The organism is Thermus sp., from assembly GCF_039793865.1.
Taxonomy (GTDB): domain Bacteria; phylum Deinococcota; class Deinococci; order Deinococcales; family Thermaceae; genus Thermus.
In genome coordinates this window covers 1-8,762 of record NZ_JBAMMI010000027.1, presented here as the reverse complement: position 1 = coordinate 8,762, position 8,762 = coordinate 1, and the positions used below count along the sequence as shown (strand labels likewise).

The following is an 8,762-nucleotide window of genomic DNA, read 5'->3' as shown; positions in this document are numbered from 1 at the left end:
GCCAGCCTGGGGGCCCCGGGAAAGAAGGCCTAGAGAGGCCTTATGGCCTTGGCTTAGGCGAAGGATTCACACCAAAAGGGTATGATGCCCTTCTGCAGGCCACGCTAGGCCCGAACCTCCTGCCGCTGGAAGGCCACGTAGGCCAGGGTGAAGAGGAGCACCGCCAGGGCGAAAAGGCCGGTGAGCTGGGGCCAGATGAGGAGGAGGCTTTGCCCCAGGGGCAAAGGGGTGCCGAGGACGGCTCCTTCCAGCTGGGTGATGAGGATGGGGCCCAGGGAGCGGACCGCCGGGTTCAGGATGGCGGTGAGGGCCTCGGCGAAGAGGGTGTTGGGGGAGAGGCGGGAGATCCAGAGGGCCAGGGTGGCCTGGTGGAGCTGGCTTTCCGGGTCAAAAGGATCGGCCCTGAGGAGGAGGGCGCTGGCCGCAAGGTCGGTGAGGATGGGAAAGAAGACGGCGAAGAAGAGCCAGACCCCCAGGGCGGCCAAGGCGGCGGTGGCGGGCTGGCGAAAGAGGACGGAGAAGAGGAGGCCCAAGGCCAGCCAGACCCCGGCGTAGGCCAGGGTGGCCAGGAAGAAGAAGAGGATGCGGGCCACCTCCTCCCCGCCCGGGGGGACCCCCAGGGTGAAAAGCCCCAGGCCCAGAACCAGGAGGAGGAGGGCGAGGAGGAGGACCCCCAAGGTGCCGAGGCCCGCCAGGAACTTGCCAAAGAGCAGGGCGTCCCGGTAGATGGGCTGGGAGAGGATGCGGGAGAGGGTGCCCCGGGCGTACTCCCCGTTCACGGCGTCAAAGGCCAGGGCGATGGCCGCCAGGGGCACGAAGAAGGAGAGGAAGCCCACGAAGGAGGGCAGGGGGTCCTGGGCGGTGGTGAGGAGCTTGAGGTAGAGGTAGGGGTCCTCTCCCACGGTCTGCCGCAGGGTCTGGGTCCCGGTGTAGACGGCGCTTAAGGCCGAGAGGAGGATGAGGACCTCGAGGATCCTCATCCTGAGGCCTCCAAGGTGGTCGGCCATCTCCTTGAAGAAGACCGCCCAGAGGCCCGTCCAGGGGGAACCCTCACGCCGCATGGCCTACCTCCTTGAAGTAGTGGGCGTAGATCTCGTCCAGGCTGGGCCGCCTCAGGGAAAGACCGTAGAGGGCGCCCCTTTCCACGGCGATCCTGGCCAGTTCAGGGCGCACGTCCTGGGTGGCGAGGACGCGGTAGCGGCCCCCTTCCGCCTCCACCCGGCTCACCCCCTTCACCTCGCGGAAGGGGCCCTCGAGGCCCGGGACCGCCTCCACCCACACCTCGTACCCGCCCCCCAGCACCCGGGCGGCGAGCTCCTCCACGCTTCCGAGGAGGGCGAGGCGGCCCCTAAAGAAAAGGCCCACCCGGTCGCAGATCTCCTGTACCTGGTGGAGGAGGTGGCTGGAGAGGAGGACGGTGATCCCTTCCCCTTTGAGACCCTTGATGAGCCCCAGGAACTCCCGGGCGGCCTCCGGGTCCAGCCCCAGGGTGGGCTCGTCCAGGATGGCCACCTTGGGGCGCTTGAGGAGGACCTCGGCGAGGCCCAAGCGCTGGCGCATGCCCCGGCTGAAGGCCGCCACCTTTCGGTCCCTGACCTCCCAAAGCCCCATGCGCTTCAGGACCTCCTCTATGCGGGCCTGGGCCTCCCCGTCGGGAAGGCCCAAAAGCCTCGTGGTGTAGCGCAGGTTCTCCCAGGCGGAAAGCTCCCCGTAAAACCCCACCTGGTCGGGGAGGTAGCCCACCCGGGCCTTGACCTTGAGGGGCTCCCGCATGGGGTCTAGGCCCAACACCCGGGCCTCGCCCGCCGTGGGTTCGGTGAGGCCCAGGAGCATGAGGATGGTGGTGGTCTTGCCCGAGCCGTTGGGGCCGAGGAGCCCGAAGACCTCCCCCTCCTCCACTTCCAGGTTCAGGTCCTCCACTGCCACCACGCGCCCGTAGCGCTTGGTGAGGCCCCGGGTCTCTATGACCGCCATGCTACCTCCGGCCGAAGCGGTTCACGGCGAAGCCCAGGACCAGGAGGGCCACGGCCATCAGGCCTATTCCCACCAGGCCCCAGAGGGTGGAGCGCACCACCGTGGCCCGGTAGTCCAGGCTTGCGGAAACCCCGTCGTCCCCGGAGAGGGAGAGGGTCACCATGTAGTCCCCGGTCACCGCTTTGGGGGAGGGCTTGATGCGGGCGGTGACCTCCTTCTCCTGGCCGGGGTCTAGGGCCTCGATCTTGTCGGGCTCAAACTTCACCTCCCAGCCGGAGGGTTCCATGGCGCTGAAGGAGAGGTTCTTGGCGGGGGCGCTCCCCTCGTTTTTCACCAGGAGCTTCACCGGGTTCTCCCGCCCGGCCACCACCTGGCCGGAGAGGCGCCCTTCCTTGGTGCTGAGGCGCGCCTCGGGCCGGCCCGTGACCTCCAGGGTGAGCCCGAGCTCCGCCTTGGCCTCCCCGGCCAGGGCCCGGAGGGTGACGGCGTAGGTGTCGGCCTTGGTGTCCTTGGGCAAGGAGACCTCCACGTCCAGGTCCTTGCTCTCCCCGGCCTTGATGGGCAGGCTGGTGACCTGCTGGCTGGAGAAGGCGGGGGTGAAGGTCACCTGGAAGCCCTTGGGGGCCTCGTACTCCAGGGAGACCAGGAGGTCGCGGTCGGACTCGTTCTTCAGGGTTACCCGGTAGCGGAAGGCGCTGGTGGGGGGACCCTTGAGGATGGGGAGCTCGGCCTCGAGGCTAAGCCTCTGGGGAAGCCCTTGGCCCACCACTAAAGCGATGGGGAGGCTTGCGGTCTGCCCCAGGCCCTCGGCCCGCACCAGGAAGCGGTAGGTGCCGGGCCTCACCTCCTTGGGCGGCTGGAGGCGGAGGGTGAGGGTGGCCTCCCCGTCTGGGGCCAGGTAGACCGCCCGCACCAGCCGCCCGCCCCCGATGAGGCTTGCCTGCCAGCCTGGGGCGGCTTCGGCCAGGGAGAGGCGGACCACCCCCGGGGGTAGGCCGTGGTTTTTGAGGGTCAGGGTGAGGTTCACGCTCTCCCCGGGTTGCACCCCCATCTCCGGGTAGGGGGTGCCCAGGGAGAGGCCGCGAAAGCTCTGGGCCAAAGCCACGCCGAGGACGAGCCCTAAGAGCGTCAGCAGTTTGCGCGCCATACTAAGCCTCCCTTACCAAAGTTAGGCAGGGAACATGAGCCCAAAATGAAAAGCCTCGGCCTCGGACGGGCCGAGGGGCGCGCCCCCGGGCCTAGCTCACCCGGGCCTCGAGGTACTCCCGTTCGCCCAGGACGATCTGTCGGGCGAGCTCCGGGTCCTTGGGGAACTCCTTGCCCCGCTGGATCATGTAGGTCTCGTACCGGCCGATCTCAAAGACCTCGGCCAGCTTCTTCAGGGCCTTGGCCATGTCAAAGGCCTTGCAGGAGAAGATATCTATGGAGAGGAAGCGCTTCTTGGGGAAGGTGTGGATGGCGATGTGGCTTTCGGCGATGATCACCACCCCCGTCACCCCGTCCTCGCCCTCGGGGCCGTAGCGGTAAACGAAGGGGGGGAGCACCTTGGTCATCTCCATCTCCTCGGGGAGCTCGTCCAGGACCTGACGCACCAGCTCGGCGTCCCGGAGCTTCTCGGGGTTGGCGTCGTAGCCGTCCACCATCAGGTGAGGGCCAAATCCAAAGAGTTCCACCATGACCACCTCCTTCCCGTGCCCCCCGGGGTATCCCCTGCGGCACGCCCCCCATTATGCCCCCCCCTCCCCCCCCTGTCAATACCTTGTCCTGGCAGAGAAAAACCCTTCCTACCCCCCTAGGGGGATTTCCCGGGGTGTCCCCCAGGGGGGCGGGGTGGGGGGCTTGGGGAAAAGCCCTTTCTGGTTCGGGCATCGGGTACGGGAGGGGAGTATATGGGCGCCGAGCGTGGGCTGGGCAACGCCCATTCCCAGGGGAAGGGTGTATGATAACCCCGGTAAGGAGGTGCCATGTACCGGGGAAGAGAAGGGCAGTGGGCGTTTTACCTGCACCGGATAGCGGGCCTGGGCATCTTGGTCTTCCTTATGCTCCACGTGGCCAACATCAGCAGCGCCATGTGGGGTCCGGAGGTGTCCAACGCCCTCATGAAGTTCTACCACCAGCCCGTGTTCCAGGTGGGGCTTCTCGTCCTCATCGCCGGGGTGCTCTACCACGGGTTCAACGGGCTCAGGATCATCCTCATGGACTTCACCTCCTTTGGCGTGCGCTACCAGAAGGAGCTCTGGTACGCGGCCTGGGTCCTTTTCGTGGTCTTCTACCTGCCCTTCCTGGTCAAGATCGGGGGCGGGATTCTGGGAGGCGGCCATGGCGATTAGGTCCAAGAGGTACCAGGAGGCAAGGCTCGAGGCCAGCACCAACCTGGAGCTTTACTGGTGGGTCTTCATGCGCATCAGCGGGGTGGTCCTGGTCTTCCTCCTCATCGGCCACATGTGGATGAACGCCGTCCTCACCGACCTCAACACCATCAACTACGACTACGTGGCGAGAAGGCTCTCCCAGACCACCTGGCGGGTCTACGACTGGCTCATCCTGGCCCTGGGCTTTCTGCACGGGGCCAACGGGCTCCGCTACGTGCTGGACGACTGGGTGCGGCACCCGGCGAGGCGCTTCTGGACCAAGGTGGTGGTCTACAGCCTCATCGCCTTCCTCTTCTTCCTGGGAAGCCTTTCCCTCTTTAACCACGACTTCGGGGTGAACTAGTATGGCGCACAGACACGAGGTCATCGTGGTGGGCGCGGGCGGGGCGGGCCTCGCCACCGCCCTGTATGCGGCCAAAGAGGGCGCGGACGTGGCCGTGGTCTCCAAGCTCTACCCCACGCGAAGCCACACGGGGGCGGCGCAAGGCGGCATAGGGGCCGCCCTCGGCAACGTGGAGGAGGACCACTGGGAGTGGCACATGTTTGACACGGTCAAGGGGGGGGATTACCTCACGGACCAGGACGCCGCGGAGGTCTTCGCCAAGGAGGTCATCGAGGCGGTGATTGAGCTTGAGCACATGGGCCTCCCCTTTGACCGGCTTCCTAACGGCAAGATCGCCCAGCGCCGCTTCGGGGGGCACACCAAGGACTGGGGCAAGGCCCCGGTGCACCGGGCGGCCCACGCCGCCGACCGCACCGGGCACATGATCCTCCAGACCCTCTACCAGCAGTGCGTGAAGCACAACATCACCTTCTACAACGAGTTCCACGTCACCGACGTCATCCTGGAGGACGGGGTGGCCAAGGGCCTGGTGGCCTTGGAGCTCGCCACCGGGGAGCTCCACCTCTTTGAGGCCAAGGCCATCGTCATCGCCTCCGGGGGGTTCGGCCGCATCTACAAGGTGACCTCCAACGCCTACACCCTCACCGGGGACCTGCAGGCCATCCTCTACCGCAAGGGGCTTCCCCTGGAGGACATGGAGTTCTACCAGTTCCACCCCACGGGGCTTTTCCCCCTAGGCATCCTCCTCACCGAAGGGGCCCGGGGCGAGGGGGGGATTTTGCGGAACGCCTTGGGCGAGCGCTTCATGGAGCGCTACGCCCCCACCATCAAGGACCTGGCCCCAAGGGACCTCGTCTCCCGGGCCATGTACCTGGAGGTGCGGGAGGGAAGGGGCGTGGGCCCCAAGAAGGACCACGTCCTTTTGGACCTCACCCACCTGCCCCCCGAGGTCATTGAGAAGAAGCTTCCCGACATCACCGAGTTCAGCCGCATCTACCTGGGGGTGGACCCCTTGAAGGAGCCCGTGCCGGTGATGCCCACGGCCCACTACGCCATGGGGGGGATCCCCACCACCCTCTGGGGGGAGGTAATCCAGGACGAGAAGAACACCGTGGTCCCCGGCCTCTACGCCGCCGGGGAGGCGGCCTGCGTGAGCCTCCACGGGGCGAACCGCCTGGGGACGAACTCCTTGGGGGACCTCGTGGTCTTCGGGCGCCGGGCCGGGATCCACGCCGCCCGCTTCGCCAAGGACGCGGACTACCACGAGCTCACCGAGGAGCACCTCGGGGAAAGCCGCGAGCGCATTGAGCGCATCAAGCGCTCCACCGGCAAGGAGAAGGTGGCGGCACTAAGGGCCGAGCTCCAGCAGTCCATGATGGACCACGCCTCCGTTTTCCGCACCGGGGAGCTTTTAAAAAAGCAGGTGGAGATCCTAAAAGAGCTCATGGACCGCTACACGCGCATCTCCATTGACGACAAGGGGGACGCCTACAACACCGAGCTGGTGGAGGCCCTGGAGCTCGGGTACCTCCTCGAGGTCTCCGAGGCCCTGGTCCACTCCGCCCTGAACCGCACCGAGTCCCGGGGGGCCCACGCCCGGGAGGACTACCCCGAGCGGGACGACCAGAACTGGCTCAAGCACACCCTGGCCTACAAGGTGGAAGACGGCAAGGTCTCTTTCCGCTACAAGCCCGTGGTCCTGGGCCGCTTTGAGCCCAAGGCCCGCACCTACTAGGAGGCCCGCATGCAGGTGACCCTCAAGATCCTCCGCTTTGACCCCGCCAAGGACAAGAGGCCCCACTTTGAGACCTACCAGGTGGAGGCCGAGCCCTGGGACCGGGTCTTGGACCTCCTGCACAAGGTGAAGTGGGACCAGGACGGCACCTTGGCCTTCCGAAGGAGCTGTGGCCACGGGATCTGCGGCTCCGACGCCATGCTCATCAACGGCAAAAACCGCCTCGCCTGCAAGACCCTGGTGAAGGACCTGGGGAGCGTCATCACCGTGGAGCCCATAAGGGGCCTCCCCGTGGAGAAGGACCTCATCGTGGACATGGAGCCCTTCTTCGCCGCCTACCGAGCGGTGAAGCCCTACCTCATCAACGATGAGCCCCCGCCCCAGCGGGAGAGGCTCCAGTCCCCCGAGGAGAGGGAGCGCTTTGACCCCGGCACCAAGTGCATCCTCTGCGCGAGCTGCACCACGAGCTGCCCCGTCTTCTGGGTGAACGGCACCTACATCGGCCCCGCCGCCATCGTCCAGGCCCACCGCTTCATCTTTGACTCTCGGGATAGGGGCAAGCGGGAGCGCTTCAAGGTCCTGGGCTCGGGGGGCGGGGTCTGGCGGTGCCGCACCGCCTACAACTGCACCGAGGCCTGCCCCCGGGAGATCCCCGTGACCCAGCTCATAGAGGAGGTCAAGCGGGAGATCCTCTTTGACCGCTTCTAGGGCGTGAGCCGGTGCCGGTCCCGGGGGAAGGCGCGGGCGTAGCGCACGTTGGGGAGGCCCAGGAGCTTCTGGGTGAGGCGCTCGGCCCCGATGGCGAATCCCCCGTGGGGAGGCATGCCGTACTTGAAGACCTCCAGGTAGCCCTGGAAGGCCTCGGGGTCCATGCCCTTGGCCTTCAGGCTCTCCAGGAGCTCCTCGTAGCGGTGGATGCGCTGGCCCCCCGAGGTGATCTCCAGGCCGCGGAAGAGGAGGTCAAAGCTCCGGGTGGTGCCCCCCTCCTCGGGGTGGGTGTAGAAGGGCCGGACCGAGCGGGGGTAGTGGGTAATGAAGAGCCAGTCCGAGCCCCAGCGCTCCTTGGCGTACTCCCCGAGGAGGCGCTCCGCCTCTTCGGAGAGGTCCTGGCCCACGGGGTAGCCGAGCTCCTCCTTGAGGATCCTTCTGGCCTCGGCGTGGGTGAGGCGGGGGATGTCCTTGGGGAAGGAGGGCCACTCCGCCTGGAGAAGGCGGATCTCGCTCCCCGCGGCATTCAGGGCCTCCTCCAGCATCTCGGCGAGGAGGGCTTCCTCAAGCCGCATGAGGTCCTCCTCGCTCCCGATGAAGCCCATCTCCACGTCCAGGGAGAGGTACTCGTTAAGGTGGCGGCTCGTGTGGTGCTCCTCCATGCGCCACACCGGGGCCACCTCGTAGACCCGTTCAAAAACCCCCACCATGATCTGCTTGTAGAGCTGGGGGGACTGGGCGAGGTAGGCCCTTTTTTCAAAATAGTCCACCCCGAAGAGCCCGCTTCCCCCCTCGGCCCCCGCCCGGACCACCTTGGGGGTGAAGATCTCGGTGAAGCCCTCCCGGTCCAGGTGGCGGCGGAAGCCCCGCACCAGGGCGGCCTGGACCTTGAGGGGGGCCCGGGCCTTTTCCCCCCTTAGGGTGACGTAGCGGTACTCTAGGAGGGTTTCGGGGTTCGCCCGCCACTCCTCCTTGGGGATCTCCACCGGGGTGGGCTCGAGGGCAGGGGAGAGGACCTCCACCTCCTGGGCCTGGACCTCGAGGCCCCCTGGGGCCTTCTCGCTTTCCACCACTACCCCCCGCACCCTCAGGGCGGACTCGGGTAAGGGGAGTTTGAGCCCCCCGCTGACCACCTGGACGACGCCGCTTCGGTCCCGAAGGAGGAGAAACTGGATCCTCCCCAGGTCCCTTCGCCAGTGGAGGAAGCCTAGAAGCTCCACCTCCTCGCCCACGTGCTCCCTTAGGTCTTGCACCAGTACCCGCATCTTCCCTCCTTAAGCCCTGGCCCCCCCGGCCACGGGGGACCGGGGGGGCCTTCCTTTGCCCCCCGCTAGCCGTTGTTGCGGCAAAGGGCCATGTTGGGCCTAAGTTTAGGGGCTTGTGCCCCCAAGGTCAAGCCGCTCAGGGCTTGCCTAGTAAATCGCCTTGTACCCCGGAGGGGGCGGGAGAAGGGTGAGAAGAACCCTAAGGCCGTAGGCGATGAGCTCCAAAAGCGCCCGCGCCATGGCCGTCCAAGGCTTCCGCTCCCAAAGGTATCCCCCACCCAGCCGCGTCTTCATCCCCCCAAACACCCCCTCCACCACCCCGTCAGGATCCCACCCCTCCCGCGCCCGCACCCGCCCCGAAGCCC

The 8,762-nt window shown here is 66.8% G+C and carries 9 protein-coding genes and 1 pseudogene; 4 read left to right on the top strand and 6 right to left on the bottom strand.

The annotated features are described in order from the left end of the window. Positions 1-104: 104 nt before the first annotated feature. The 4 genes from ABJK26_RS02655 to speD all read right to left on the bottom strand — a co-directional run bounded on the left by ABJK26_RS02655 (position 105) and on the right by speD (position 3,650). On the bottom strand, positions 105-1,061 hold the full coding sequence (locus tag ABJK26_RS02655; RefSeq protein ID WP_347240677.1) for an ABC transporter permease: 957 nt from the start codon (positions 1,059-1,061) through the stop codon (positions 105-107). Continuing rightward, positions 1,051-1,974 carry an ABC transporter ATP-binding protein gene (locus tag ABJK26_RS02650; RefSeq protein WP_347240675.1) on the bottom strand — a complete coding sequence of 308 codons (924 nt, stop codon included), beginning with the start codon at positions 1,972-1,974 and terminating at the stop codon, positions 1,051-1,053. The genes ABJK26_RS02655 and ABJK26_RS02650 overlap by 11 nt, the downstream gene beginning before the upstream one ends. A gap of 1 nt (position 1,975) precedes the next feature. Further along, positions 1,976-3,121, bottom strand: coding sequence for an NEW3 domain-containing protein (locus ABJK26_RS02645; RefSeq protein ID WP_347240674.1), 1,146 nt, complete (start codon positions 3,119-3,121; stop codon positions 1,976-1,978). Between the two features lie 91 nt (positions 3,122-3,212). Next, positions 3,213-3,650, bottom strand: a complete 438-nt coding sequence (gene speD, locus ABJK26_RS02640; RefSeq protein ID WP_347240673.1) for an adenosylmethionine decarboxylase — start codon at positions 3,648-3,650, stop codon at positions 3,213-3,215. 288 nt (positions 3,651-3,938) lie between these two features. Here speD and sdhC point away from each other — a divergent pair, with 288 nt between their 5' ends. Genes sdhC through ABJK26_RS02620 form a run of 4 tightly spaced genes read left to right on the top strand, consistent with a single transcriptional unit; the run spans position 3,939 to position 7,132 of the window. Next, complete coding sequence (gene sdhC / locus ABJK26_RS02635; protein ID WP_347240672.1) at positions 3,939-4,304, top strand: succinate dehydrogenase, cytochrome b556 subunit; 366 nt, start codon at positions 3,939-3,941, stop codon at positions 4,302-4,304. Then, complete coding sequence (locus tag ABJK26_RS02630; protein ID WP_347240670.1) at positions 4,294-4,689, top strand: succinate dehydrogenase hydrophobic membrane anchor subunit; 396 nt, start codon at positions 4,294-4,296, stop codon at positions 4,687-4,689. The genes sdhC and ABJK26_RS02630 overlap by 11 nt, the downstream gene beginning before the upstream one ends. A gap of 1 nt (position 4,690) precedes the next feature. Further along, positions 4,691-6,424 (top strand): succinate dehydrogenase flavoprotein subunit, encoded by a 1,734-nt coding sequence (gene sdhA, locus ABJK26_RS02625; protein ID WP_347240669.1) that lies wholly within the window; start codon positions 4,691-4,693, stop codon positions 6,422-6,424. A gap of 9 nt (positions 6,425-6,433) precedes the next feature. Further along, positions 6,434-7,132, top strand: a complete 699-nt coding sequence (locus ABJK26_RS02620; RefSeq protein WP_347240668.1) for a succinate dehydrogenase iron-sulfur subunit — start codon at positions 6,434-6,436, stop codon at positions 7,130-7,132. Here ABJK26_RS02620 and aspS read toward each other — a convergent pair. Next, positions 7,129-8,397: an aspartate--tRNA(Asn) ligase gene (gene aspS / locus ABJK26_RS02615; RefSeq protein WP_347240667.1), complete on the bottom strand. Its 1,269-nt coding sequence runs from the start codon at positions 8,395-8,397 to the stop codon at positions 7,129-7,131. The two genes, ABJK26_RS02620 and aspS, sit on opposite strands and share 4 nt — an antisense overlap. Before the next feature lie 147 nt (positions 8,398-8,544). Next, positions 8,545-8,762: pseudogene (locus tag ABJK26_RS02610) on the bottom strand (hypothetical protein); the annotation flags it as partial.